The organism is Fibrobacter sp. (assembly GCA_017503015.1).
In the GTDB taxonomy this organism is placed as follows: Bacteria; Fibrobacterota; Fibrobacteria; order Fibrobacterales; family Fibrobacteraceae; genus Fibrobacter.
Genome location: JAFVTX010000016.1, coordinates 1 through 25,026, shown reverse-complemented (window position 1 = coordinate 25,026; position 25,026 = coordinate 1). Strand labels below are relative to the sequence as shown.

Sequence of the window (25,026 nt, the reverse complement as noted above, 5' to 3'; positions counted from 1 at the left end):
TCATATCGCGAACTTGGTGGCGTCGGCCAGTTGCACGCTGGCGATGCGGGAAATGCCCTTGATTTCCTGGGTCACACCGTAGAGCATGTCGGCTTCGGCCATGGTGCGCTTGTTATGGGTCACCACGATGAACAGGGTCTGCTTGCTGAATTCACGGAGCAGCGCCATGAAGCGGCCCACGTTGGCATCGTCAAGCGGGCCGTCCACTTCGTCCAGCACGCAGTAAGGCGAGGGCTTTTCCATGTAGATGGCAAAGAGCAGGGCCGTTGCGGTCAGGGCGTGTTCACCGCCGGAAAGGGCCTTGATGCCGCGCATCTTCTTGCCGGTGGGTCGAACGTTGATTTCGATGTCCGCATCCAGGATATCGCCGGGCTTGCCGTTTTCGTCCAGCTTTTCCACCAGGCTCATCTTGGTTTCGCCGTTCAGGAACAGCTTGCTGAACACGAACTGGAAGTTCTTCTGGATCCGTTCGAAGGTTTCCAGGTAGCGGTTGCGGGCGATATCGTCCAGCTTGGTGATGGTGCGATCCAGCGAGGCGCGGGCACGGTCCAGATCGTTGAACTGGATTTCCACTTCTTCCAAACGCTTCTTTTCGTCTTCGTAGTCCTCCATCACGTTCACGTTGATGGGGCCCAATTCCTTGATTTTCCCGCGGAGTTCGCGAATTTCCTTGTCCGCCTCGGGCTGGCTGTATTCCACACGCTCAAATTCTTCGGGAGCCTGCAGGTCGAAGGACCATTCATTCTGGAGGCGTTCCTGGAGGCGATCCAGGTTGGACTGCAGGGCTTCTTGCTTGCGGCCCACCTCGTTCAGCTCCTTCATCTTGTCGATCATGTCGTCGCGGATGGTGTCCAGCTCGCTCCGCCAGCTGTCCAGGTCGCCGCTGACCACTTCGTAGCGTTCACGGGCGGCGTCGCGCCGACCTTCCAACTCGCGAAGGGCGGAATCCTTCTCCTGGACGGAGGCTCCCAGGTCATCGATATCCCGGGCGGCCTTTTCCATAGAAATCTTGTTGGTCTCCATATCCCGCTTGCGGGACTCGATGGAATCCCCGAGGAACTGGACCTGGTCGGCGATGTTTCTCAGGCGGTCCGTATTCTGGGAGAGCTTCGCGGCCTTGTCCTGGGATGTCCTTTCCAAGTCGCGGACTTCTTCGTCCTTTTCGCGGAACAGGGTTTCCTGTTCTACAAGTTCGTCATTCACCCGGGCATATTCCGCCTCGGCGCTTTCCATGGCGGCCTTGGCCTCGTTCAGGTCCGCATCGCTAGACTTCTGGGATTCGGCGGTGGCTATACGGCCTTCGCTTTCGGCAATGTCCGCTTCCAGTTTTTCAAGTCGGGAGGCCACCGATTCCAGGGTGTTCTTCTGGATCGAAATGCCAGCCTCCCCTGCCCGGAGCGCATTGTTCTTTTCGAGAATCTCGTCGGAGGCAGAAGTCAGCATCTGCCTGGTTTCATCAATTTCTGCCTGGAGAGATTCCAGAGCGGCCTGCTTCTGGGCGACCTGTCCCTGTACAGCAGCCAGACGCTCCGTGGCCTGGGCAATCTCGTTCTTGCGGCTGAGGGCCCCGGCGGTATTTGCTCCCTGGCTCACCAGACCGTTGGTCTTTACGATAACCTTGTCCGCCACGAAGCAGAAATCAGAATTTCTGTGTTCACGGGCCAGGTCCAGGGCCGTATCTAGAGAATCCACCAAGAAATAGCGGCTCAGAAGATTCTGTACAAAAGTCCGTGTGGTGTCGTCGCAAGTGACAAAGCTGCTCAAGGCACCCCTGATTCCGGGGTGGTTCAGTTCCGGCACAGGTGCAAGTTCCAGGGAATCCATCAGGGCGAGCACCGCCTTGCCGGCGTTCTCGCTACGGAGCCCTTCTACAATTTCACGGAGGCCGTCGCGGCTTTCCACCACGGCACTGTCCAGACAATCGCCCAGGGCTGCCTCTACCTGGGAGGCGTATTCCGGAGCGGCGCTGATATGTTCCGAAAGGAACCCGCGGACAAGACCCGCCTTGTTTTCGCGAATCCACTTGCCGGCATCCGTTCCTTCGTCGTTGACGCTCTGCAGCACCTCAATCCGGGATTCCAGGGCGGCACACTCGTTCTGCAAAGCCTGCAGTTCCTGCTGGGCATTGGCCAGGTCGGCATTCTTGCCATCCAGCGTGGATTCCAGGGAAGCCTTGCGTTCGTTCAAAATTTCCAGTTCACGGGCGGTAGCTTCCATGCCCGCTTCCATGTCGCGGATGGCGGATTCCGTTTCGGACTTGCGGTTCCGCAGCTCGCCCGCTTCGTCGTTCCAGCGGGAAACGCTTCCCCGGAGCATGTCGGATTCGGCGTCCAGACGTTCAAAACGCCCCTGGAGGGAGGCTACGCGGTTGGCGGCGGTCAGGCGTTCATTGGACAGTTCCCTGGACTGGCCGCGCAGGTCGTCCAGCTTGTCCCGCATGACCTGCAAAATTTCCTTTTCCCGCTCCAAGCGGGCGTTCAGTTCCTCGATGCCGCTGTCGCTTTTCAGGACCTCGTTTTCTTCTTCAAGACGGACGCGTTCTTCTTGAAGTTCCCGGGTCTTGCCTTCGCTGATTTCAATTTCAGAGGCGGCCTTCTGGTTCGCTGCTTCTAGCGAAGAAACGGAATCCCGGAGGCGTATAATCTGGTTGTTCAGGTCGTTCAGGGCTAGAGTCGCCTGCTGCACCTGCTGTTCCAGCTCGCGGTAGTTGTTCTCGTCCTCGCTGATGGCAAGCTTCTTTTCTTCAATGCGGGTCTGGAGTTCCATGGCCTTGGTCTTGGCCGATTCCACCTCGTGGTTCATGCGGCGGCTGGTGGTATCCAGGGTCGTGAGGCTTTCCTTGAAATCTTCGTACTTGTCCAGGCTTACAGAAAGGTCCAGGCTCCTGAGGCGGCCGCTCAGCCACTTGAACTCCTTGACCTTTTCGGCCTGGGTCTCGTAAAGGCGCACGGAACGGCGCACAGAGCGGAGGTTGTCCTCTACGCGGGCCATGTCCATCTGGACACGTTCCAGCTGGCGGGTGGCCTCCTTGCGCTGCTGGCGGTACTTGCTCACGCCGGCGGCTTCTTCAAAAAGCACGCGACGGTCGTCGGCCTTGTCGGAAAGCACCGCCTTGATCATGTCGGCGTTCATCTGGGAATAGGTGCTGGAACCCAGGCCCGAGTCAAAAAGCAGGGCGTGGACGTCCCTCAACCGGCACTCCTGGTTGTTAATCAGGTATTCGCCGGTGCCGTCCCTATGGACACGACGGGTGACTATAATTTCGGAATATTCGGAACTCAGGGCACCATCGCTGTTGTCGATGACAATGGAAACTTCGGCAAGGCTCATGGCGGCACGCTCTTCGGTACCGCTGAAAATCACGTCTTGCATCTTGCTCATACGGAGCGTGGCGGCGCGCTGCTCGCCCAAGACCCAACGGATGGCGTCGGTAATGTTGGACTTGCCGCAGCCGTTAGGACCCACCACCGCCGTAAGGCCCTTGGTGGGGAAATTGATTTCGGTCCTTTGGGCAAAGGACTTGAAACCGTATATTTTGAGCTTTGTAATCTGCACTATAGATTAATGTAGTAAAAATGTAGGAAGTGGGCAGAAGATAATGATTAGTGGTTAGTGGTTGGTGGTTGGTGGTTAGGGATTAGGAAATGAAATGTGGAATTAAAAAATATTCTCGTCATGTTCACCCATTCGACAAGCTCATGGCAGGCTCCGGCCGCCATGACGAAGGAGTTGGTTCGTGTGGCCCCGGGACCCTTCGATTGCACTCAGGGCAGGCAAGCCCAGGGTGGCAGGGGTGGCTGCAAGCGGATCCTCGCCTGCGCGAGGATGACGAGAAAGGAAGCGAGGATGACCCCGGGACCCTTCGATTGCACTCAGGGCAGGCAAGCCCGGGGTGACAGCGGGAAATCTACCGCGATTCGAAATGGAGGGTTCCGTCGGGGTTACGCGTGAACACAAGATACAGGCTGCCACCGGAAAGGCTTATGTCGAACCATCCCTTTTCGACACGGGAATCCGCGCAGGTACAGTTCTTCTCAGTGGGCTCAGGCCAAGTCGTGAACGAATCGGAGGCGACCGATTCACCCGATTTAGAGACAACGGCCCTTGTCAATCCACATGAACACGGATACACGAAATTCGTATAAAGTATCCGTCCCTTGAAATCCCCAACCCAGTCCTCTTCATAGACACGGCTCACCGAACTGTCCTTGATGGTATCCTGAATCCAGGGGCGGACGGTCCGTTCATCTTCGGAGACAATATCGATTTCGATTATGTCTGCTCCGGTCCTATTTTCAATCTGCAGGCGGGTAGTAGAATCCTCGAACCAATGGCTGATACAGCCGGACAGAACAAAGCAGCAGGCCAAGACTTCGGCCATCAGCGACAATCGCAAAGTTTTAGACTTCATCACTTGCCTCCTTCGCTGCCGGACTTTTCGTAACGGATACCCTTGGCTTCTATTGTCTTGGGTTCGCTCTTTGCGCCACCCATCAGGTCGAGGCCCTTGCTGTCCTTGCTCTCGAAATTTTTCTTCCTTTCGATGTTCAGGGTCTCCATGGGGGCAGAGCGTGTCCCGCCCCGGGCGAACAACAGTCCGTCAATGGTAGCCAAGTTGAACTGGAATTCCACCAGGAACGTTCCCTTGGCATGGAAGAATGTCTCGTAGTCATAGCTGGAGTTATAGGCGAACCGCACAAAGGGCAGTTCGATACCGCCGCCCCAGAGCAGGTCCTTGGCGCCATGCCGCACGTTACGGCGCAGGCAGGTCGCCTCGATGGCCACCATGCGGGAGGGATCCGGGTAATACTTCAGGGCCGCCGAATGGAATTCCTTGCGGGGGAAATCGAAGGACACCTCGCCGTAGAGCACCTGGGCAAACAGGTTCTGCTCCCAGAAAACACGGACGGAATCGTCGTCGCCCTTACCGTTATAAATAGTCACGTCGATATTGGGCAGGTAAGTCAGGGGGCCACGCCCCCTACCGCCATAAATGGCCCTGGATTCCAGGTCCATGGAAATCCTTACGGACTGCCAGTGTGCCTTGTGATAATTCGCCTGAACGCTTGTGCGGCCCCAACGGACAAGTCCCCAAGAATAAAGCAGGGAATCGTTCTCGTGAGGATAAACATCCCCCACATATTCCACGTTCTGATGCTGCATACCACCCGCCATGGTAAAATTCATGGCCGACTGGGTGTAGGTAAGGCCCCAGGTGGTCACGGAACGGGCAATGGAAAAGTCATTGTACATGGGCCAGAAGAAAAAGTCCTCGCCATCCCAACCGGAACGTTCGAACCAGAGCAAGAAACCCAGGTGATTGTTCTTTGTCACTTCGCCACTGCCAAAGCCAGCAAAATGGTGCTTGAAGGCATAGCCCTCGTGCTCGCCGTAGGGGCTTTCCAGCGGAGTCTGGGTCCTGAAGGGCAGATAGTTGAAACCCAGGTCGATATAGCCGCCACGGCCACCACGCATGATGTCGCGGATTTCGCGCAGCTGCTGGTCGCGGGTCACGGCGCCGCCTGTCGCAAGAGCGCTCGCGGGGATAGCGTCGGCCAAGGCAAAGCTTGCAAAGAACAAAAGGCACGATAAAGCTTTTATAAACCGCATACGCAAAAGATATAAAAAACAAAGAAAACCGCACCATTGCGGATGCGGTTTTTATTCTAGTATGGATTCTATCGCTTAGCCTGTGGCTCCGCTCCAGAAAAATTTTAAGCCTGGTGCTTCTTGAACCATTTGATGAGCCCGTTGGTAGAGCTGTCGTGGTTGAGTTCGGCATCGGCCTTGGCAAGTTCCGGAAGGATCTTCTTCGCGAGCTGCTTGCCGAGTTCAACACCCCACTGGTCGTAGCTGTTGATGTTCCAGATAACGCCCTGCACAAAGATTTTGTGTTCATACATGGCGATGAGAGCGCCCAGCGTTTCCGGAGAAACGTAGTCCATCATGATGGAGTTGGTGGGCTTGTTGCCTTCGAACACCTTGTGTGGAGCGAGGAATGCGATTTCTTCTTCGCTCTTGCCGTCCTTGCGGAGTTCTTCCTGAGCCTGGGCGAGGGTCTTGCCGTTCATCAAGGCTTCGGGCTGTGCAAAGAAGTTGCTGAGCAGCTTCTGGTGATGGTCGCCGACCTTGTTGTGGCTGTTCGCCGGGGCGATGAAGTCGCACGGAATCATCTTAGTGCCCTGGTGAATGAGCTGGTAGAAGGCGTGCTGGCCGTTGGTGCCCGGTTCGCCCCAGAGGATCGGACCAGTCTGGTAATCGACACGGGCAGAGTTGCGATCGACGGTCTTGCCGTTGGATTCCATGTCGGCCTGCTGGAAGTAGGCGGCCAGGCGGTGCAGGTACTGGTCGTACGGGAGCATGGCATAGCTGGATGCACCGAAGAAGTTGTTGTACCACACGCCGATGAGGGCGAGGATCACCGGCATGTTCTTGTCGGCCGGGGCGGTCTTGAAGTGCTGATCCATCTCGTAGGCGCCCTGGTGGAGCTTCATGTAGTTCTCGAAACCGATACGGAGCGCGATGGAGAGGCCGATGGCAGACCACAGGGAGTAGCGGCCGCCGACCCAGTTCCAGAATTCGAACATGTTGGCGGTGTCAATACCGAATGCAGACACGGCTTCGGTGTTGGTGGAGAGCGCCACGAAGTGCTTGGCGATAGACTTCTCGTCGCCATTGAAAGCCTTGAGCACAGCGGCCTTTGCGGTTTCGGCGTTGGTCATGGTCTCAAGAGTCGTGAAGGTCTTGGAAGCGACAATGAAGAGGGTCTCTTCGATGTTCACCTTCTTGAGGGTCTCGGCCATGTGGGTGCCGTCGATGTTAGAAACGAAGTAGACTTCCGGGGAGTATTCGCCGGCAATCGGCTTGTCGGCATACGGCTTCAGGGCTTCAGTGACCATCACCGGACCGAGGTCGGAACCGCCGATACCGATGTTCACCACGTACTTGATGGACTTGCCGGTGTGGCCTTTCCACTTGCCGCTGCGGACGAGGTGGGTGAAGTCTTCCATGTGCTTGAGCACGGCGCGGACTTCGGGCATCACGTCCTTGCCGTCGACGCAAATCGGATCTTTGCCCTTGTAGCGGAGCGCGGTGTGGAGCACGGCGCGTTTTTCGGTGGTGTTAATCTTTTCGCCACCGAAGAACTTCGCACGCATGTCTTCGAAATTGGCAGACTTGAGCAGGTCCTGGAGCTTAGCCATGGTCTCGTCGGTGATGATGTTCTTGGAGTAGTCCAGGAAAAGTCCGCAGGCCTCCAGGCTGAACTTCTCGGCGCGGGCCGGGTCCTTAGCGAAGAGTTCCTTCATGTGCCAAGTCTTTGCGACTTCGGCGTGGGCCTCGAGGGCCTTCCATTCCTGAGAATCAGTCAGTTTCGACATAGATTAATCCTTTCCGCAAGCGCGGTTATTTGTTGCGGGGGTAAATATAGAAAAATGAAAAAAAAATGCCAAAACTGATTAAAAATTGGTATCTTTACAGCACGCCATCGACGACCCGGGAAAACTTCCCGACAGCCGCCAGACGAGCACCGGGCAACCGGCAAGCTTTTATAAAGGCAAAACGATGGATATAAAAATATTGCAGCAGCCCGACGACGTTACCTGCGGGCCCACCAGCCTACAAGCGGTCTATAACCACCTAGGCTACAAGATTTCCCTGAAGCAGCTCATCTCCGAAATTGAATTTTTGGAAGACGGCGGAACACTGGGCGTGTTCCTCGGCATCGACGCCCTGAAGCGCGGGTTCAAGGTCACGTTACATTCCTTCAACCTGACACTCCTGGACCCCACCTGGAGCACCCTTAGCATGCCCGAACTGAAGGCAAAGCTGGAGCTTTTGCACAAGGCAAAGCACGCCCCCAAGCTCCGCAAGGCAATCGAGGCCTACATCCGCTTTATCGACCTGGGCGGGAAGGTTGCATTCGAGGACTTGCGGGCAGCCATGTTCGAAAAATACTTCAAGAAAGGAGTTCCCGTCCTGTGTGGGCTTTCGGCCACCTACCTGTACCGCAGCATGCGGGAATTCACCGGCAAAGACGACAAGTCCGTATTCGACGACATCCACGGCGAGCCCATGGGGCACTTCGTCGTAGTTTACGGAATCGACAACAAGAAACAATTCATGGTGGCCGACCCCGACGGTACCAATCCGCTCCACAAGACGCCCTACTACAAGGTGGACAAGTTCCGTCTGCTCCACAGCATTTTGCTGGGCGTCATGACCTACGACGGGAATGTTTTGGTTATAGAAAAAAAGTAAATCATGAAGAAACTTATAGTAGTAAACAACCCCAAGCATTGGAAATTACACGTTCCGGGCATAGACATCATTTCGGCACAGGATTACCTGATTTCCAGCAAGTACACCAACGAGCGCAACCTGCGCGTATTCAACCTTTGCCGCGATTACAACTACCAAAGCAAGGGCTATTACGTGTCGCTATTGGCCGAAGCCCGCGGGCACAAGGTGATTCCAGGCGTCAAGAACATGCGGGACTTCAAGGCACCGGCGGTCATCAAGCATATCTCCGACGAAATCGACAAGCTGATTCAAAAGAGTTTCCACAAGTTGACCGGCACGGAATTCGTGCTCTCGATATACTTCGGGCAGAACGTGAGTCCCCAATACCTGGAACTTTCCCAGGAACTTTACCGCCTGTTCCAGGCACCGCTCCTTCGCGCGAAATTCGTATTTAAGCAAAAGTGGTTTATCCAGAGCATCCGCCCCATTTGCGTGGATGAAATTCCCGAATCCCACATGGAATTTGTCGATAAATTCGCACAGGAATACTTCGAGAAAACCCGCTACGCCACCAGTAAAGAAGAGGACTACCTCTATGACTTGGGCATTCTCACGAACCCAGATGAAGTCGAGCCGCCGAGCAATGCGCAGGCGATCCAGAACTTCATCAAGGCTGCCGAAGAAACGGGATTCCGCGTGGAGATGATTACTAAGAAGGACTACCCGCGCGTAGGCGAATTCGACGCTATTTTTATCCGCGAAACCACCAACGTGAACCACTACACCTACAGTTTCGCCCGCCGTGCCCAGTCGCAAGGCATTGCAGTGATTGACGACCCCGACAGCATTCTGCGCTGTTCCAACAAAGTGTACCTGCAGGAACTGATGCAGGCGGCCAAGATTCATTCGCCGAAGACGATTATCGCCCACGCCGAAAACCGCCACACCCTGGCCAAAGAAATCGGGTTCCCCATGGTCATCAAATCGCCGGATTCCAGTTTCTCTATGGGCGTGAAGAAAGTGACCAACAAAGAAGAACTGGAACAGATTCTCGACGAGATGTTTGAGCACAGCGACCTGCTAATTGCCCAGGAATTTACGCCGACGGAATTCGACTGGCGCGTTGGCGTGCTGGACGGCAAACCGCTTTACGCATGCAAGTACCACATGGCCAAGGGCCACTGGCAAATCTACAACTGGGAAAGCGATGACAAGAAGAGCGAATCCTTCTCGGGCAAGTGCGAAAGCATCCCCATCGAGATGGTGCCTCACGGAATCGTAAAAACCGCCCTCAAGATTTGCAGCCTCATCGGCAACGGCCTTTACGGCGTAGATTTGAAGGAATGGCACGGACACCCGATTGTAATCGAAGTGAACGACAACCCGAGTATCGACGCGGGCATCGAAGATGGCGTGGGCAAGAGCAAGGTTTACCTAGCCATCATGAGGTCTTTGCGCCACCGCATCGAAGAACGCATGAACGCAGCACAACACAAACTGCAAATGCACGAGAAGGAATGGTTTTAGAGGTATGAGGTCGGCACTTCGTGCCTTTGAGGTATGAGCACGCACCTACGGTGCTTTGAGGTTATTATATGAATTATAAATTGTGGCAACGATACGGCATCGAGATGGAATACATGATCGTGGATCGTGATTCCTTGAACGTTCTCCCCCGCGCCGATGTACCCCTTGGAAAAGACAAGAACGGCCAGCAGCTCTCTGACGTGGAGCACGGACCGATTGGGCTTTCCAACGAGTTGGTGAGCCATGTGCTGGAATTCAAGTGCGCACAGCCTGTCGACAGCCTCAAGCACTTGGGCAAGACCTTTCATCACGAAATTCTGAAAGCGAACGAATCGCTCAAAAGCATTAACGCGATGCTCTTGCCCACGGCGGCCCACCCCTTTATGGACCCCGCCGAGATGAAGCTCTGGCCCTACGATTGCCTGGACATTTACGAGACCTACGACCGCATCTTTAACTGCAAGGGGCACGGCTGGGCAAACCTGCAATCCACCCATATCAATTTATCTTTTAACGGCGACGAAGAATTCGGAAAGTTGCACGCAGCCATTCGTGCGCTGTTGCCGCTGATTCCCGCCATCGCTGCCTCTAGCCCGTTTTTGGACAGCAAGTACTGCGGATTCTTGGACGGACGAATCGAAACTTACCGCCACAACCAGGAGAAAATCCCGAGCATCACGGGCAAGGTGATTCCCGAAGCGGTCTTTACCTACAAGGATTACGAAGAGCAGATTTTCAACCGCGTAAAAACCGACATTGCTCCTTACGATCCGGAACATTTGCTGAATCATTTCTTCTTGAATAGCCGCGGGGCCATCGCCCGATTTGACCGCGGGGCTGTTGAAATTCGACTCGTTGACATCCAGGAATGCCCCGATGCCGACATTGCCATTGCCGAATGGGAAGTCGCCGTGTTGAAAGGTCTTGTGGAAGGTAGATTTGCGAATGAGTCGCAAATTCGAGCACTTGACACCGACGCCCTCGCAAAAATCCTGCTCGCCACCACACATTCCGCCGAAAAAACAGTGATAAATGATCAAGATTACCTGAAAATCTGGGGAATCAATGCCAGCGAAATCGCAGCCCAGGACTTGATTGTTAAAATCACCGAGAAGGTAAAGGACAAAATTTCCCAGCATTCTCAGGAACTGCTTCAAAAGATGTTCAAGCGCGGAACCCTTGCCAGCGCCCTGGTGAAGAACGTCGGAGCCGACCCCGACCGGGACGATTTCGTGTATGAATACGGCCGCCTCGCCCACTGCCTCGCAGAGAACAAGCTATACGGAACAGGGGAATAGTTCCAAACTTGTCATGCCCGTCCCGGAACATGTCCGGGATAAACTGGCGGGCATCTCCTTTCAATTTATCAAGCAAAAGGAGGTCCCCGACCAAGTCGGGGAAGACATCAACAAAACAATCCTTTTATATTTAAAACATGGCTAAAGCAATACTCATCCTCACCTGCGAACATGCCAGCAACAAATTGCCCGCCGCGTTCAAGAAAGCCGTTCCTGCCGAGGTTCTAAAGACCCACCGCGCCTACGACATCGGGGCCGTACAGGTATTCCGCAAGCTGGTGAAGTTCGCCAAGCCGGAATTCTTTTGTGAAGGAAAGTTCTCTCGCCTGTTCGTGGACCTGAACCGCACCATCACCAACAAGAGCGCATTCAGCGATTACTTGCGCAACAACGAAAATGCAAAAGAATCCGCCACAAAATACTGGAACGAATACCGCGCCGCCATCGAAAAATTCGTTGATTCCGCGCTTAAGCCAAAAACGCGAGCCGCAAAATCCGCGCCAACAATCATCCACCTAGGCATCCACAGCTTTACACCGGAACTAAACGGCAAAGTCCGCAACACCGACATCGGGATTCTCTACGACCCCGCACGTCCACAGGAACGGGCCTACGCAAACGTCATCAAGGCAGAAATCAAGCGGCTCTACCCCGCCATGAAAGTCCGCTTCAATTACCCGTACAAGGGCACCACCGACGGACTTACCACAACTCTCCGCAAGAAATTCGGCCCGCGATACGTGGGAATCGAGATTGAGATCAATCAGAAATTTTTCCTATAGGCGATGCCCGACTAAATCGGGCATGACACCCAACGAAAAAGCCTCGGATTATTTCATCCGAGGCAATTTTCATTTAAATGCGGAACTGGATTCTTCACTTCGGGCTACGCCCTCGTTCAGAATGACGCTTAAATTACAAGCAATGCGCTCTCAGTTCTTCATCACTCAGCGTGCTGAGGTATGCAGGCGGCACGTCGAGAACGGTCTTGCAACCGACCTGGCCGTTAGCCTTCATACGCAGCGCTGCGCGGGCATAGGCCACGAGAACGCTCGTCGTGAATTCCGGGTTGGAATCGAGCTTCAGGCTGTATTCGATCACGTGGGTGTGTTCCAAGTTCATGCCGGTCTTGCCGGTACGAATCACGAAACCGCCGTGAGCGAGCCCGCTGTGGTTCTTGTTGAATTCTTCTTCGCTGATGAAGTTCACCGTGGTGTCGTATTCGTCGAAGTAGTTCGGCATCGTCTTGATGGCGTTTTCGATGTAGGCCTTGTCGGCACCTTCTTCGGCCACCACGTAAACCAGGCGCGTGTGCTTCTGGCGGGTGGTGAGTTCCGGCATGGAACCGCTACGCACGGCTTCGAGAGCCGCTTCCACCGGGCAGGTGTACTGCTTCGCGTTCTTCACGCCCTTGATGCGGCGGACAGCGTCGCTGTGACCCTGGCTAACGCCCTTGCCCCAGAACGTGTAGTCCTTGCCTTCCGGAAGGATGGACTGGGCATACACGCGGTTCAGGCTGAACATGCCCGGGTCCCAACCCACAGAAATCATCGCGATGTTGCCTGCAGACTTGGCGGCAGCGTCAACGGCGGCGAAGTGCTGCGGAATCTTGGCGTGGGTGTCGAAGGAATCGATCACGTTAAACATTGAGGCGTACTTCGGGGTGAGCACCGGCAGGTCGGTCGCGGAGCCGCCACAGATGATGAGCAGGTCCACCTTGCCTTTCCAGGCTTCCATTTCAGAAACGTTCAACACCGGAACGCCAGCCGTCTGAATCTTGACCGTAGCGGGGTCACGACGCGTGAAAACGGCGACGAGTTCCATATCCGGAGCCTGCTTCACGGCGCATTCCACACCGCGACCCAGGTTACCGTAACCGAGAATAGCAATCTTTGCCATAACAATATCCTTGTTAAAAATTTTTGCGTAGAAAATATAGGAATTAGACGAAAGACGATAGACGAAAGACGAAAGAAATTCATGTAAATTACAATTCCCAATCTTCTTTTTTTATACAGCGAAGAGAATAATAACCATTGGATGTGGATATAGTATTTTTTTCTTCTTTGTTGGTTAAATCTACATCAAACAACTTCATACTTCCATACAAATCGTATGTTGAAGTAATCCATTGTCTATATCTTCCCAAATCGTAAAAAATGTACCCTATGGGCTCGCCTGTACTTGGATTTTCTTTAACAAAAGCCATTCCGCTATATAAAGAAACATCCATGCATTCACTATTCATAAAATGCTTCAGACCATCCATTTGATCAACGATTTCATTCCATTCAGCCAAGGTGGGAACGCGCCATCCATTGGGGCAAATGGAATCAATGATATCTGGATTAAACGTCCCATAGTTTTTTTGTTTGGTGTTCATGTATTGTACGGAATACAACCTTCCATAAATATCACAATTGCTTTGCTGTTCATCATAGCAAGTGCTAGTTTCCGCTGGGTAATTCAGGTTTTGGTCCATCCACACTCTATCGCCAATGGTGATGTATTTATACACTTGACCATCTCGAACATCTTGGAATGTTCCACGCCCGCTTTCTGGACATACTTCAGATGCATCGAAACTGGAGGATGAGTCTGTGCAAGCGGTCATTAATTCTAGGCCTGCAAGTAACACAAGTAAGAAATTGTTTATTTTCATTTATCAAATTCCCGTGCTGCCGAACCCGCCGCGGTCGGCGCCGTCAAGCGGGCCTTCCTCAAAAGTAAGCGTGGGCTGTTGTTCCATGATGCGGAACTGCGCGATGCGGCTCCCCTTTTCGATGGTCACGTCGCGAGTGGCATAGACGGGCATTTTCCACCAGTCGTTCGCACCGCAGTAGCTGGAATCCACCACGCCCACCGAATTCGCCTGCAGAATGCCGAAGTTCTTGAACGTGGAACTGCGCGGGGCGATATGCGCCTCGAACCCCTCGGGCAACTTCATCGCGACACCCAGGTGAATCAAGCGGAACTCCCCCGCCTTGAGCGTCACGGTCTCCGCCGCCGCAAGGTCAATCCAGTCGGACTTGCCGCCCACATACGTGAGGCGCGTGATAGAATCGTCGAGATATTGAATCTTGATGGTCTTCGTGGTCATGCGCTAAATATAAAAAAAGCCCCCGGCTTTAAAACGGAGGCCTTTCGAAAAGGAGATCCCCGCCTTCGCGGGGATGACAATCTTCGTGTCGTATCCGTGAGCAAAAAAGGGCGACCAGTATTAACTGGTCGTCCTTTGCGAGAGCGAGGGCCAGCCCTGTACTTGTTGTACAGATTCTAGCTCGAGCGGTCATATTACACCGCACCCTGCCACTTCATGGCATCGGCAACCTTGAGGAAGCCGGCGATGTTTGCACCCATCACGAGGTTGCCCTTCTGGCCGTACTTGACAGCGGCAGAGGAAGCAGCCTTGTAGATGCTCTTCATGATGCCTTCGAGCTTAGCGTCGACTTCTTCGAAGGTCCAGGAGAGACGTTCGGAGTTCTGAGACATTTCGAGGCCAGAGGTAGCAACGCCACCAGCGTTTGCAGCCTTGGCAGGTCCAAAGAGAACGCCAGCCTTCTGGAAGGCTTCGATAGCTTCCGGAGTAGACGGCATGTTAGCACCTTCAGCAACAGCCTTCACGCCGTTAGCGATAAGGGCCTTGGCACCTTCGAGGTCGAGTTCGTTCTGAGTTGCGCACGGAAGAGCGATGTCGCACTTGACCGTCCAAACGCCCTTAGAACCTTCGTGGTATTCAGAACCCGGAACGAGCTTAGCGTATTCGCTAATGCGGGCGCGCTTCACGTTCTTGAGGTCGAGAACGACGTCGAGGTTGATGCCGTTCGGGTCGTAGATGTAGCCGTTAGAGTCAGAAACGGTCACAACCTTAGCACCGAGCTGAGTAGCCTTCTGGCAGGCGAACTGAGCAACGTTACCGGAACCGGAAATCACGACAGTCTTGCCCTTGAAGGAGTCGTTGGCGAGGTCAGCGAGCATTTCGCGAGTGAAGTAGCAGAGGCCGTAACCCGTTGCTTCGGTACGAGCGAGAGAACCACCGTAGGAGAGGCCCTTACCAGTGAGAACGCCAACCCATTCGTTGCGAATGCGCTTGTACTGACCGAACATGTAACCGATTTCGCGAGCGCCAGTACCCTGGTCACCAGCCGGCACGTCCGTGTCAGCACCGATGTGCTTGCAGAGTTCAGTCATGAAGGACTGGCAGAAACGCATCACTTCGTTGTCGCTCTTGCCCTTAGGATCGAAGTCGGAACCACCCTTGCCGCCGCCCATGGGGAGCGTGGTGAGGCTGTTCTTGAAGATCTGTTCGAAGCCGAGGAACTTGAGCATGGAGAGAGTCACTTCGTTACGGAGACGGATACCGCCCTTGTAAGGACCGATAGCGGAGTTGAACTGCACGCGGTAGCCACGGTTCACCTGAACGTTACCCTTGTCATCGAGCCAAGGTACGCGGAAAGTAATCACGCGTTCCGGTTCGACGAGGCGGTCGATCACGCCGTTGGTTTCCCAGGACTTGTCCTGTTCGAGGACGGGGTCGAGGGATTCGAGGAATTCGCGGACAGCCTGGTGGAAGAGGGCCTGGTCCGGATCACGGGCGACGACCTTTTCATAAACCTTCTGAAGGTAAGCATTCTTGATTGCCATTTTTATATCTCCGTTGAGAGTTTAGATTGTTAAAGTTTTTAACGGGTTTAAAGATAGCAAAGGGGCATGACAAATAGTGAAAAACGGGCAAAAATCTTCAAAAACTTACATTTTTGTAAGTTATTTTTTTGTCAGTTTTAAAAAGTTTGAATTTTCGTCAAATTTCACGGCATAACAAACGCAAAACTTACATTTTAGTAAGTTGCAGCTACGTCGCCCCAAAAGTTTATAAAAATTTACAAACCAACGCGGCAATTGACACGCCTGACACCCCACAAATGCTATTATTTGGTAAACACAAACCTGTCATTCCCGCCTTGGGCGGGAATCTCCTATGACTTTTATGCTTGACGATTTTTTGAAAAACACAAACACCCTGGCCATCTTCGGCCACGTCCGGCCCGACGGTGACTGCGTCGGCTCTACCCTGGCCCTGTACAACTACATCCTGGACAATTTCCCGAATATCAAGGTCCAGGTCTATCTGGAAAAATTCCCGGAAAGCTACAGGATTTTGAACGGTGCCGACAAGGCGCTCCCGCTTTTCGAAAGCTCCGACGGAAGCGAACCCTTTGACGCGGCCGTGCTCATGGACACCCCCTCCTTTGAGCGTGTGGGTGCAGGCGGAGTGGCATGCCTACAAAGCGCCAAGAAAACCTGCAACATCGACCACCACATCAGCAACCCGAAAAATCTCTGCAGCCTGAACATCGTGGAGCCAAGTGCCAGTTCCGCCAGTCAAGTGCTTTTTGAACAGCTGGACCCGAGCAAAATCAGCAAGCGCACCGCAGAATGCCTCTATCTTGGAATCGTCCACGACACGGGAGCATTCAAGTTCAGCAACACGGGCAAGCGGACCATGGAAATCGTGGGTACCCTTATCGACAAGGGAATCGATTTCGCCCGCATCGTGAACGAGACCTACTACACCCGCACTTACAAGCAGACGCTGGTGACCGGGTTCGTGCTGCAGAACTGCAAGCTCGCCCTGGAGGGCCGCGTGGTACATGCCTATGTGACTCCCGAAAAGATGAAGGAATTCGACGTAACGCCGGTGGACCTGAGCAACGTCATCGACACCCTGCGTGAAGTCTCCGGCACCGAAGTGGCGGTGTTCCTGTATCCCGTAAACGGCAAGTACAAGATTAGCCTCAGGAGCAACTACGTGGTAGATGTGAACGCTATCGCCAAGGAATTCGGCGGAGGCGGGCATACACGGGCTGCCGGCGGAGATACGGACCTATCGCCGGACGACGCGATTCGGAAAATTCTCGAATTGGTGGAAAAACAGCTAATCTAAGCCTTTAGCGACACGATAAATCTTCAGCAGGTATCGCCGAACGGGGCGGGCCATATACCAAATTTTAGCGCACACATTCCCACAAGGGCCGTAAAGCGGGCGTTTTTTACCAGTTTCTCCCACCACCTGGACGGCAAGGGCCTTCACACCCTCGACAGTGCAATGTTCTCGACCTTGGAGGTTTCCGTCCCCCATCAGGGTAATGCGGTCGCCGTCAATGCCTACGATGCGGTGGACCACATGGCGGCCGCCTTCTACCTGGGCCAGCACCACATGCCCCACCCTAAGCTTCTGCGGTTTCACCAGCACAACGCTTTCACGCCCCCCGATAATGAAGGGGTACATGCTCCTGCCGTTTACAGGAAGCGTCACCTGCACGCCCTCGCCTACCAGGCGGATGGCTTCGGAAAGGATTTGTTCGTCAGTGGGCATGTTCGTCCTTCGTCATGGCGGCCTTGAGCCGCCATCTAGATTCCGGGTCGGGGCCCGGAATGACGTTATTGTCGCCGCCCGGAATGACATCCTGTGCAGAAACATTCTCGTTGCACAGTTTTGCGGCAGCCTCGTCGGGCAAGCATTCCAAATGCCAAACGGGAACGTTTTTCGCCAGGGCGTTTTCCGTAGCGTGCAGGCCGTCGGCAACGGACTTATCCCAACGCTTGCCCGAAATGCTGGTGACCAGGGCCGCGTATGCCTGCACACCTTTCAGGCGGACAATCTTGTTGTAAGGCGCCTGGGAAAGCAGCACGATCCCGCCAACGGGAGCCTGAACGTTCCTGTAGCAAGGGGTCTTTCCACTCCAGGGGGAGCCGTAAACCACGGCGCGGGGCGCGCCATCAGGCCCGTCGTCGTCAAAGAACCGCACCACCGGGTTGTCGTCGTTCATCAGTTCAGAACCTTCGATGTGCTTGAGCCAGAGCCTTGCATGGGTACTCTTGCCAGTGCCGCTCTTGCCCAAAAACATGTAGCCCATGCCCTTGTAGCTGACCACCGCCGAATGGAAAAGGGCGGTACCCAGGCCAGCCGTAGCCAAGGCGTAGAGCACCATCAAGGAGTTGTTCAGGGCGAATTTTTGCAGTCGCAGGTCCTGGGCCGCGCTGCCCATCAGCAGGCGGGCCTCCCGATAGCCATTGGAACAAATCAAAGTTCCCGTAGAAACATCCCGCAACAGAAATTCAAAGACCGACTCCCCCGCCAACCTGTGCCCGCAGATGATGGTCTGGCCCTCGTCCTCTTGACGGATTTCTTCGGTATAGTCGAAGGCGGCGGGCGGCATGACGGAGAGAGAAAATACATTGCCCCCGGCACCCTGGCCGGGGTGACATTCCGAAGGTTCCGCAAACGGTTCGTAGTTGTCCATGCACTTGGCGTAGAAATCGCCCTGCGAACCGGCGGCAGTTCCATTCAACAAACAACCATCCGTATTTCCGGCGATATTCCCGTCCACCGTCACGGAGAACAGGTGACCGGCCACCTTGTAATAGCGCGTCTCGCTCATAGCCCGATCCTCCGGCGCTTCACCCGCAAGGGCATCAGGTAAAGGGTGTGTCGCCAATACTTCAGTTCCTTGAAAAAGGCGTTCATGGGGTCAAAGGGCAGCCAACTCAGGGCCTGCCTGCGGTCCCTAAACCACCGGACAAAAACGTTGCGGGGTTTCTGCCGATACTTTCCGAAGTTTCCACCCACCAGGGCCAGGCGAAGCAGCCGCCTCCCCCGCCAGGCACAAGGAGCGCAGAGCATCAAATCCCGTTCCAGGCCAAGCACCTGCTGCAACACCCACATCACCGCGCTGCAAGCGTGCACCATGCCCAAGCGTTTCATCACACTCGACACTTCTCGGCGCACCTCAGCTGTAGAATTTTTCAGCAGAATGTAATAGTCGATATATTGCCGGAGTCCCAGGCCGCCGCTGTAGAAATGCTGTTGAAGGTGAGAAAGCTGCATCACCAGGGCAAACTTGATGCTGGGCGAGTAAAAACCTTCGGGCTCCATCTGGGCGTTCAAAATTTCCCGGTTCAAGAAATCCTGGAGTTCTTGGCTTCTGTAAGGGTTTCCGGAAGCGGGCCTGTAATGCACCTCCGCCATGATGCCATCCGTGGTACGCTCCAGGTGGGCATGGTGCCACAAACGGCCGTACTCCAGAGCCGACTTTTCAATCATCCCCATATCGACCAACAACTGGTTGATGCTGTCGCGACCGCCTTCTACCCAGATGTCGATATCCCCCGCCTGGCGGAGAGTCGGATCCGGATAGAGGCGGGCGTTGGCCTGCCCCTTCAAGATGGCGTTCTTGCGGCCGGTATCCGTAAACAAACGGGTAAGCCTTGCCGCCTCCTTGTTCATAAGGCCGTTCATGCCACGGATGGCCTCTACCTCGGTAGCCCAGCGCATAAGCAACTGCATGGGCGGCCGGCTTTCCTTGGGGAGTTTCTCGATACCCGCAAAGGCAATACCTAATACTGATTGTTTTTTTGCAAGAGTATAAACATCAAGCCAAATTTCGGAAGAAGATGCAGTTGAAAAATCTAGGCCTTTGTTATTGGTGTACAAACCTAGTCTCAGTAGTTCAAAAAGAAATAAATCTGCTTTCCGAAGGAAACTGACCATATTACATATATAAAAAAAAACGCCCCGACCGTAAGATCGGGACGTTTAAGCTGCTTCACTTGGACTCGAACCAAGGACAACGCGATTAACAGTCGCGGGCTCTACCAACTGAGCTATGAAGCACCGTCGAATGACGCACCCAAATATAGATAAAACGAATGCCTTGTCAAGGGATTTTTATAAAAATTTCGGCTTTTTTATAAAAAAAGACCAATTCCCAGGTAATTTTTTAGAAAAACATCCAGACGGCAATCCAATAGACCATAAGCAAAAATTCCATTTCCCGACTGATGTGGGAAAGGAATGCCCCGCCAAAAGCGCCCGCACCGATTGCGACAATCCGGGTCCAGGGCATGTCAAGCCCATGATACACAAAGGTAAGCCCGCCAAAGAATTCCACCCACAGCCAAAGGACCTGGGAAAGCACAAGGTAGCGGGTCTTGTGGCTTGTCAGGGACGTCGTGGAAAAACAGATACACAGGGCGAGCATCCGGAAAGGCATATATTCCAGGGTAGGCTCAGCAAGGTCCATCGTGAGGTAGGAGAACAGGCCAAAGACCACCAAGAAAAGGGCAAGAATACCCGTCTCCTTGAAGATACTGACAGGACGGCGCCAAAGGAACATTGAGGTTCCAAGAGCCATAAGGCAGCACAGGGCGTTCAGGATAGCATCCATTATTCACCCTCCCCTGCCAAATGGCGCTTGTAGCGGACCAGCCCCCGCGCTTCGTCTTCGGAGACCCGGCCCCGATAGGGGTTCATGTTCACCCGGCCATCCAGAATGACCTTCACGAGAGAGTCCTCTCCCAAGGTATCCAGCCGCACGGGCGTAAGCTTCTGGGGCAGCGGGTAAAATTCCCGCACGAACTTTTCATTGAACTTGCCGTCTTGCCCGTGGCAACCGGCGCACCTGGACGACCAGATGAATTCTACCGTCTTGGGCGAATCGACTTCTTGCACGGATACGGCTCCAGAAGGTACATCTGAACTGCCCCCGGCCCAGAATGCCCCTACAAGGCAACCCAGGATTCCAGTAAGCACCGCGCAAACCAGCTTTACCCGTTTTCCAGAAATACCCCACAGGGGCCTTGCACACAAAGTAAAGCTCGCCACCAGCACAAGCAGGGGCAAGCACAAGGGAGCCACGTTCACCACCGAAAGGGGCGCAAGGTTCGTATTTTCTACAGAAACGGCCCAGACCACGTACAGCAGGGTAACAAGGACACCCAGCAAAAGGGGCAGCCGCAAAATGGGAAAGTCATTTTTCTCAGGGAGGGAAACCTTTTCCGACTCCTTGTCCGACTCGTCCTGCTGCAGGACAATCTCTCCCATCACCACGTCTTCGCCCTCCAGCAAGGAGCTGAACTTGGCGCGGAAAACAAAGAACAAGGTGGTGAACAGGCCCAAGGAGAACGAAACCAGTCCAAGGTCTGTCCAGCTGAAATAGTCCGCAGGATTGTATTCCGACGGTGTGACCAGGATGTAGCGTTCAAGCCCCAGCGAAACCAAGACGGAGAATGCCACCAGGAGCCGCCCGAAGGCATTTTCCCGGATAACCCGGAGCCACATCAGCTGCGGCACCACCGCCCCGAGGAACACCACCTCGAAGGAGAAAGTGCCTTTCAGCAGGAATTCCCACAACCAGAAAACCGCCATGAACCAAGAAAGGCCAAGCATGAATTTTTCCAGCACACGCACGCGGCAGTGCTCCGCCGTAAGGAGGATAATGACCAGGGCAAGGCCGGAATAGATAGCCCCCGCAATAAAGTAAAGCGGGAAAAACGCTCCGCGCCACTGGGGCACGAAGGTCACCGCAAAGTCAAGGCTCACGATGGTGTGCACCCACAGCACCAGCGGAAAGAGCAGCCAAGCCATGGGGCGAATCAGTTTTTTCAGGTCCGGGAACTTTTCGCTGAAAAGGTGCGTTGCAAAAAACAACAGAGACACAAGCCCATATACAGAAATACAGCAGAAATCCCAGACCAGGGGCGACCGCAGGTTCGAAAAGTTGCCGCGGGCATCGAGAAACGGGACAACCATGTAGAAGTTTTCGATAATTCCCAGATGAACCAACGGGAACAGCGCCGCCACCGCCAGGGAACACAGGGTGGAAAGTTCCGCCACCATAGACGTGCGGCGACCGAGGGGATAACCCAGCGCAAGGAATATGGCCGAAATCAGCGTTCCCGCATGGGCAAGTCCAATCCACAGCACAAATAGTGAGATGGGAATGCCCCAGAAGGTGCGTGCGTCGGTATGCCATGCGGTGGGGCCTTCCCACAGGGAAACCCCGAAGGCGAAAGCCCCCAGAAGCAAGAGTGCAACACCTATGTACACGAGAATCCTGTACACTAGCGCCTCCCCCGCATGTACACCACGGAAGGATCGAGATTCGCTATTTCCCGAGGCACGTAAAGATTCCTGTGTTTGGCCTCTTGAACCAGGGGGGATTCCTGGTCCAGCCAGTTCCCGAAGATAATGGCATTCTTGGGGCAGGCCTCGCTACAGGCTGTCTTGAGACCACTCCCCCGCCATTCCACACCGGGCCTTGCAGCCATCTGGGCGTACTTGTGGTCTTGCAGGCGCTGCAGGCACAGGGAGCATTTTTCCATGACGCCCTTGGAGCGCAAGGGAACTTCGGGATTGAACTTGCGGGCAAGACCTTCCTTGACGTTATCCACGTAGTTGAACTTGCGGGCCCCCACAGGACAGTTCGCCCCGCAGAACCTGGAGCCGGTGCAGCGCTTGTACATCATGGTGCTGAGTCCGTCGGGAGTGTGGCTTGCCGCCCCCGTAGGGCAGACCTTTTCGCAAGGGGCGTTACCGCAGTGGAAACACATGGCAGGGGCGCCGCCATGCATCTCGATCCAGTGCATGAACCGCCCGGCATCGCGCTCTCCCTTGGAACTCAGGGGAATGTTGTTTTCTTGCATGCAGGCCAGAATGCACTTGCCGCATCCGTCGCAGGCGTCCAAATCGATGGCCATGCCGAAACGGTTCACCGGCGAAGCCCCCTGGACACCAAGAGCGCCTGGCATGGGGACCTGGACCAGGTCAAAAGCCCCCTTGGCGCGGGACAGGGCCAAACGAACCTCCCGTTCGAACTCGGCGATTTCTGGAACTTTCGCCCCGGAAAGGTCGGGCAAGCGACGGCAGCCCCACAGGACCTGCATTAAAGCCACCACCGAACACGCCTTGATAAATTCACGCCTATCCATAAAACAAAACCCTAACGATGGCACGCCCCGCAATGGATGGCAGCCTTCTTGAAACCCCGGCCTTCGAAGGTCTTTCCGCTATGGCAGTCCAGGCAGCTCTGCATGGTAAAGCGCTCCCCTCCGTAGCGGTTCTTTTGAATCTTTTCCGTAGAGCCATGACAGTCGCTGCATTGCACGCCTGCCGCAAAATGAAGCCCGTGGTGGAACACCACGTGTTCGGGCAAGACCCTCTTGTGCACCCAAGGGAATTCCTCAGCACGGCTCAAGGCGGAATCCAGTTTCTCAATTCCCGGATTCTCGGTCAAGGGCAGCCTATGGCAGTCCATGCAGTCCGTCTTGGAAGGCAGGTAGGCGTGAGCCTGGTAAGTCACTCCCGTATGACAATGGGAACAATCCAGCCCGATGGAATCCCCGTGAAGGGCGTGGTCAAAGGGAACGTTTCCCGGAGTCTTGACTTCGGAAGCCTGCTGACGGAACAGGAAATCGGCCAGGAAGAACCCGCACAAAAGTGCCAACAATCCCGCCATCAGGTATTTCATTCCCGCTCCCAGTTACTTAGGCCTGCCCGGATCCTCCGGATTGTCCAAAATGTATAAAAGCCAAGCCGTCATCATCTTCGCCTGGTCTTCGGTAAGGGGCGTTATTTCCATCGCAGGCCAAATGTCCGGGTGTTTCGGAGTGGGGTGCATCAGGTACTTGACCATTTCTTCGGGCTTTTCGGCGTACTGGGCCACGTTCTCCTTCATGGGAGGGGCGGCAAACTTGCGGCCCCAGCGGTGGCAGGCCTTACATTCGTTGTTGTAATATTCCTGGGCACCAGCCTTGAGTTCCGGTGTCACCTTGGGCAAAGAAAACACTTCTACGGCAAACAATGCTGTCGCAAGAACCACAAAAACAGATAACGTAATCTTAAAAGTTTTTCCCATACACACCATTTACTTCTTGATACAGCGAACCGAGAAACCAAATGTTTTCAGGTTCCTGTATTCGCCGCTAAAGTTCTGGTTGGCGTAATACAGGTTCCAATGGGGTGCCTGCGTCCCGTTGGGGTCTTCTTCGGCCACCCAGAAATCAGCCTCTTCGCCAAGGAAGGCAAATGAGCCGTTGGCATCGCGGTAACCCGCAGGAACCGCCCCAAAGCCGTAGCGGTTGGTACCCAGAATTTCCTCGTCGTTTTCTTCCCAACCGCTCTCTTTACGGATACTCGTCCCCACCTCTTCGGAGGCAAGACCTGCAGCCTTGTTGGATTCCGCCACATAGTGGACAAGAATTTCCATATCCTTGTCGCTCGGGATAAACCAGCCATCCGGACACACCCCCTGGTGTCTTTCACCAAGATGTTCCCCTGCCAGGGAATGACCATAGGCCTTGTCTAACGCCATGGCGGCAGTCCACTGGTAGAGCCTGCCGTAATTGGAGCAGTTTTCAAGGCTGTTCATATAGCACCAGCTGTTCTCAACGGCATGATTCAAGTTTTGAGCCATCCAGACCTGGCTGCCGATACGGACGGTCCTGTACATCTGGCCGTCCCTCTTGTCGCAAAGTACTGCGGCCGGAGCGTCCGCACAAAGGGATGTATCCTTAGGGGCCTCGGGCATAACCGTATCTGCCGTAGCGGTATCGGGAGTTACTTCAGGCTGGGATTCTTCCAGGGCCACCTCCTGAACGGAAGAATCCACAGTTGCCTGCGGAACTGAATCTACAGGCGTTTCAGAGGAACTGGACAACTCCGCCTCTGCAGAAGAACTTTCTGCGACAGAAGAACTGGAACTTTCGGAGGAACTGGACTGGATCAGGGTGTCCACTACCGCCTTAATCTCTTTTGTAGCCGTATCGACAACAGCGGTATCTGCAGACGCCGTGTCCGAAACCGCGGAATCCACAACTGCCGAATCGACAATCGTTTCTGCCTCGCTAGAAGAGGACTGGACAAGAACGGAGCTGGAAGATTTCACTACGGGAGCGGGCTGACTTTGGGTTTCGGTCCTGCAACCGATCAACAGAACAGCGAACAGGCCTAGCACCGTCAAAACGATAGGCCCTATCCCGTGTAAAGTAACCCGCTTCTGCATATGCAGAAATATACGCAAATTTTGGCTAAAAAAGCGAAAAAACGGGTAAAAAAACAAAAATATATCTTCGTCTTTTACTATATTTGGGCACCGACGGGGTGTAGCTCAGCCTGGTAGAG

The 25,026-nt window shown here is 54.4% G+C and carries 22 protein-coding genes and 1 tRNA gene; 5 read left to right on the top strand and 18 right to left on the bottom strand.

Features of this window, described 5'->3' with window-relative positions; genetic code table 11:
- The 4 genes from smc to pgi form a co-directional block, all read right to left on the bottom strand.
- Nucleotides 1–3,555, bottom strand: a complete 3,555-nt coding sequence (gene smc / locus IKB43_03255; protein ID MBR2469160.1) for a chromosome segregation protein SMC — start codon at nucleotides 3,553–3,555, stop codon at nucleotides 1–3.
- A gap of 352 nt (nucleotides 3,556–3,907) precedes the next feature.
- Nucleotides 3,908–4,411: a hypothetical protein gene (locus IKB43_03250; protein ID MBR2469159.1), complete on the bottom strand. Its 504-nt coding sequence runs from the start codon at nucleotides 4,409–4,411 to the stop codon at nucleotides 3,908–3,910.
- Complete coding sequence (locus IKB43_03245) at nucleotides 4,411–5,610, bottom strand: hypothetical protein (GenBank protein ID MBR2469158.1); 1,200 nt, start codon at nucleotides 5,608–5,610, stop codon at nucleotides 4,411–4,413. The genes IKB43_03250 and IKB43_03245 overlap by 1 nt, the downstream gene beginning before the upstream one ends.
- A 104-nt stretch (nucleotides 5,611–5,714) precedes the next feature.
- The gene (pgi, locus tag IKB43_03240; GenBank protein MBR2469157.1) at nucleotides 5,715–7,379 is read right to left on the bottom strand and encodes a glucose-6-phosphate isomerase; all 1,665 of its coding nucleotides are present in this window, start codon (nucleotides 7,377–7,379) and stop codon (nucleotides 5,715–5,717) included.
- A 184-nt stretch (nucleotides 7,380–7,563) separates the two neighbouring features.
- Here pgi and IKB43_03235 point away from each other — a divergent pair, with 184 nt between their 5' ends.
- From IKB43_03235 to IKB43_03220, 4 genes are all read left to right on the top strand, one after another.
- On the top strand, nucleotides 7,564–8,259 hold the full coding sequence (locus tag IKB43_03235; GenBank protein MBR2469156.1) for a peptidase-C39 like family protein: 696 nt from the start codon (nucleotides 7,564–7,566) through the stop codon (nucleotides 8,257–8,259).
- Between the two features lie 3 nt (nucleotides 8,260–8,262).
- Complete coding sequence (locus IKB43_03230; GenBank protein ID MBR2469155.1) at nucleotides 8,263–9,768, top strand: RimK family protein; 1,506 nt, start codon at nucleotides 8,263–8,265, stop codon at nucleotides 9,766–9,768.
- Between the two features lie 68 nt (nucleotides 9,769–9,836).
- The gene (locus IKB43_03225) at nucleotides 9,837–11,066 is read left to right on the top strand and encodes a glutamate--cysteine ligase (protein MBR2469154.1); all 1,230 of its coding nucleotides are present in this window, start codon (nucleotides 9,837–9,839) and stop codon (nucleotides 11,064–11,066) included.
- Between the two features lie 137 nt (nucleotides 11,067–11,203).
- Entirely contained in the window at nucleotides 11,204–11,848 is a 645-nt protein-coding gene (locus tag IKB43_03220) for an N-formylglutamate amidohydrolase (GenBank protein ID MBR2469153.1), read from the top strand.
- 133 nt (nucleotides 11,849–11,981) lie between these two features.
- On the opposite strand, the gene IKB43_03215 is transcribed toward IKB43_03220, so the two are convergent.
- From IKB43_03215 to gdhA, 4 genes are all read right to left on the bottom strand, one after another.
- Nucleotides 11,982–12,965: a diaminopimelate dehydrogenase gene (locus IKB43_03215; protein ID MBR2469152.1), complete on the bottom strand. Its 984-nt coding sequence runs from the start codon at nucleotides 12,963–12,965 to the stop codon at nucleotides 11,982–11,984.
- An 88-nt stretch (nucleotides 12,966–13,053) separates the two neighbouring features.
- Nucleotides 13,054–13,728 carry a hypothetical protein gene (locus IKB43_03210; GenBank protein MBR2469151.1) on the bottom strand — a complete coding sequence of 225 codons (675 nt, stop codon included), beginning with the start codon at nucleotides 13,726–13,728 and terminating at the stop codon, nucleotides 13,054–13,056.
- 3 nt (nucleotides 13,729–13,731) lie between these two features.
- Nucleotides 13,732–14,166 (bottom strand): deoxyuridine 5'-triphosphate nucleotidohydrolase, encoded by a 435-nt coding sequence (locus tag IKB43_03205; protein MBR2469150.1) that lies wholly within the window; start codon nucleotides 14,164–14,166, stop codon nucleotides 13,732–13,734.
- Between the two features lie 194 nt (nucleotides 14,167–14,360).
- Entirely contained in the window at nucleotides 14,361–15,710 is a 1,350-nt protein-coding gene (gene gdhA, locus IKB43_03200; protein MBR2469149.1) for an NADP-specific glutamate dehydrogenase, read from the bottom strand.
- A gap of 343 nt (nucleotides 15,711–16,053) precedes the next feature.
- On the opposite strand from gdhA, the gene IKB43_03195 reads away from it, so the two are divergent.
- Entirely contained in the window at nucleotides 16,054–17,010 is a 957-nt protein-coding gene (locus IKB43_03195; GenBank protein MBR2469148.1) for a bifunctional oligoribonuclease/PAP phosphatase NrnA, read from the top strand.
- Here IKB43_03195 and IKB43_03190 read toward each other — a convergent pair.
- The 10 genes from IKB43_03190 to IKB43_03145 all read right to left on the bottom strand — a co-directional run bounded on the left by IKB43_03190 (nucleotide 17,002) and on the right by IKB43_03145 (nucleotide 24,907).
- Complete coding sequence (locus tag IKB43_03190) at nucleotides 17,002–17,442, bottom strand: S24/S26 family peptidase (protein ID MBR2469147.1); 441 nt, start codon at nucleotides 17,440–17,442, stop codon at nucleotides 17,002–17,004. The two genes, IKB43_03195 and IKB43_03190, sit on opposite strands and share 9 nt — an antisense overlap.
- The gene (locus tag IKB43_03185) at nucleotides 17,432–18,508 is read right to left on the bottom strand and encodes a hypothetical protein (protein ID MBR2469146.1); all 1,077 of its coding nucleotides are present in this window, start codon (nucleotides 18,506–18,508) and stop codon (nucleotides 17,432–17,434) included. The genes IKB43_03190 and IKB43_03185 overlap by 11 nt, the downstream gene beginning before the upstream one ends.
- Complete coding sequence (locus tag IKB43_03180; GenBank protein MBR2469145.1) at nucleotides 18,505–19,560, bottom strand: nucleotidyltransferase family protein; 1,056 nt, start codon at nucleotides 19,558–19,560, stop codon at nucleotides 18,505–18,507. Before IKB43_03180 ends, IKB43_03185 begins: the two co-directional genes overlap by 4 nt.
- A 107-nt stretch (nucleotides 19,561–19,667) precedes the next feature.
- Nucleotides 19,668–19,740, bottom strand: a tRNA-Asn gene (locus IKB43_03175).
- A 106-nt stretch (nucleotides 19,741–19,846) separates the two neighbouring features.
- A complete protein-coding gene (locus tag IKB43_03170; protein ID MBR2469144.1) occupies nucleotides 19,847–20,293 on the bottom strand; it encodes a hypothetical protein in 447 nt (148 codons plus the stop codon).
- Nucleotides 20,293–21,969 (bottom strand): c-type cytochrome, encoded by a 1,677-nt coding sequence (locus tag IKB43_03165; GenBank protein MBR2469143.1) that lies wholly within the window; start codon nucleotides 21,967–21,969, stop codon nucleotides 20,293–20,295. The genes IKB43_03170 and IKB43_03165 overlap by 1 nt, the downstream gene beginning before the upstream one ends.
- On the bottom strand, nucleotides 21,969–22,835 hold the full coding sequence (locus tag IKB43_03160) for a 4Fe-4S dicluster domain-containing protein (protein MBR2469142.1): 867 nt from the start codon (nucleotides 22,833–22,835) through the stop codon (nucleotides 21,969–21,971). The genes IKB43_03165 and IKB43_03160 overlap by 1 nt, the downstream gene beginning before the upstream one ends.
- Before the next feature lie 11 nt (nucleotides 22,836–22,846).
- A complete protein-coding gene (locus tag IKB43_03155) occupies nucleotides 22,847–23,374 on the bottom strand; it encodes a hypothetical protein (GenBank protein MBR2469141.1) in 528 nt (175 codons plus the stop codon).
- 12 nt (nucleotides 23,375–23,386) lie between these two features.
- Nucleotides 23,387–23,761 carry a c-type cytochrome gene (locus IKB43_03150; GenBank protein ID MBR2469140.1) on the bottom strand — a complete coding sequence of 125 codons (375 nt, stop codon included), beginning with the start codon at nucleotides 23,759–23,761 and terminating at the stop codon, nucleotides 23,387–23,389.
- Between the two features lie 9 nt (nucleotides 23,762–23,770).
- The gene (locus tag IKB43_03145; GenBank protein ID MBR2469139.1) at nucleotides 23,771–24,907 is read right to left on the bottom strand and encodes a fibrobacter succinogenes major paralogous domain-containing protein; all 1,137 of its coding nucleotides are present in this window, start codon (nucleotides 24,905–24,907) and stop codon (nucleotides 23,771–23,773) included.
- Nucleotides 24,908–25,026 lie beyond the last annotated feature (119 nt).

Excerpts from the sequence above, each read along its gene's own strand:
- IKB43_03250 (MBR2469159.1), bottom strand. The coding sequence starts at position 4,411 with ATGAAGTCTAAAACTTTGCGATTGTCGCTGATGGCCGAAGTCTTGGCC.
- IKB43_03245 (MBR2469158.1), bottom strand. The coding sequence starts at position 5,610 with ATGCGGTTTATAAAAGCTTTATCGTGCCTTTTGTTCTTTGCAAGCTTT.
- pgi (MBR2469157.1), bottom strand. The coding sequence starts at position 7,379 with ATGTCGAAACTGACTGATTCTCAGGAATGGAAGGCCCTCGAGGCCCAC.
- IKB43_03235 (MBR2469156.1), top strand. The coding sequence starts at position 7,564 with ATGGATATAAAAATATTGCAGCAGCCCGACGACGTTACCTGCGGGCCC.
- IKB43_03230 (MBR2469155.1), top strand. The coding sequence starts at position 8,263 with ATGAAGAAACTTATAGTAGTAAACAACCCCAAGCATTGGAAATTACAC.
- IKB43_03225 (MBR2469154.1), top strand. The coding sequence starts at position 9,837 with ATGAATTATAAATTGTGGCAACGATACGGCATCGAGATGGAATACATG.
- IKB43_03220 (MBR2469153.1), top strand. The coding sequence starts at position 11,204 with ATGGCTAAAGCAATACTCATCCTCACCTGCGAACATGCCAGCAACAAA.
- IKB43_03215 (MBR2469152.1), bottom strand. The coding sequence starts at position 12,965 with ATGGCAAAGATTGCTATTCTCGGTTACGGTAACCTGGGTCGCGGTGTG.
- IKB43_03210 (MBR2469151.1), bottom strand. The coding sequence starts at position 13,728 with ATGAAAATAAACAATTTCTTACTTGTGTTACTTGCAGGCCTAGAATTA.
- IKB43_03205 (MBR2469150.1), bottom strand. The coding sequence starts at position 14,166 with ATGACCACGAAGACCATCAAGATTCAATATCTCGACGATTCTATCACG.
- gdhA (MBR2469149.1), bottom strand. The coding sequence starts at position 15,710 with ATGGCAATCAAGAATGCTTACCTTCAGAAGGTTTATGAAAAGGTCGTC.
- IKB43_03195 (MBR2469148.1), top strand. The coding sequence starts at position 16,054 with ATGCTTGACGATTTTTTGAAAAACACAAACACCCTGGCCATCTTCGGC.
- IKB43_03190 (MBR2469147.1), bottom strand. The coding sequence starts at position 17,442 with ATGCCCACTGACGAACAAATCCTTTCCGAAGCCATCCGCCTGGTAGGC.
- IKB43_03185 (MBR2469146.1), bottom strand. The coding sequence starts at position 18,508 with ATGAGCGAGACGCGCTATTACAAGGTGGCCGGTCACCTGTTCTCCGTG.
- IKB43_03170 (MBR2469144.1), bottom strand. The coding sequence starts at position 20,293 with ATGGATGCTATCCTGAACGCCCTGTGCTGCCTTATGGCTCTTGGAACC.
- IKB43_03160 (MBR2469142.1), bottom strand. The coding sequence starts at position 22,835 with ATGGATAGGCGTGAATTTATCAAGGCGTGTTCGGTGGTGGCTTTAATG.
- IKB43_03155 (MBR2469141.1), bottom strand. The coding sequence starts at position 23,374 with ATGAAATACCTGATGGCGGGATTGTTGGCACTTTTGTGCGGGTTCTTC.
- IKB43_03150 (MBR2469140.1), bottom strand. The coding sequence starts at position 23,761 with ATGGGAAAAACTTTTAAGATTACGTTATCTGTTTTTGTGGTTCTTGCG.
- IKB43_03145 (MBR2469139.1), bottom strand. The coding sequence starts at position 24,907 with ATGCAGAAGCGGGTTACTTTACACGGGATAGGGCCTATCGTTTTGACG.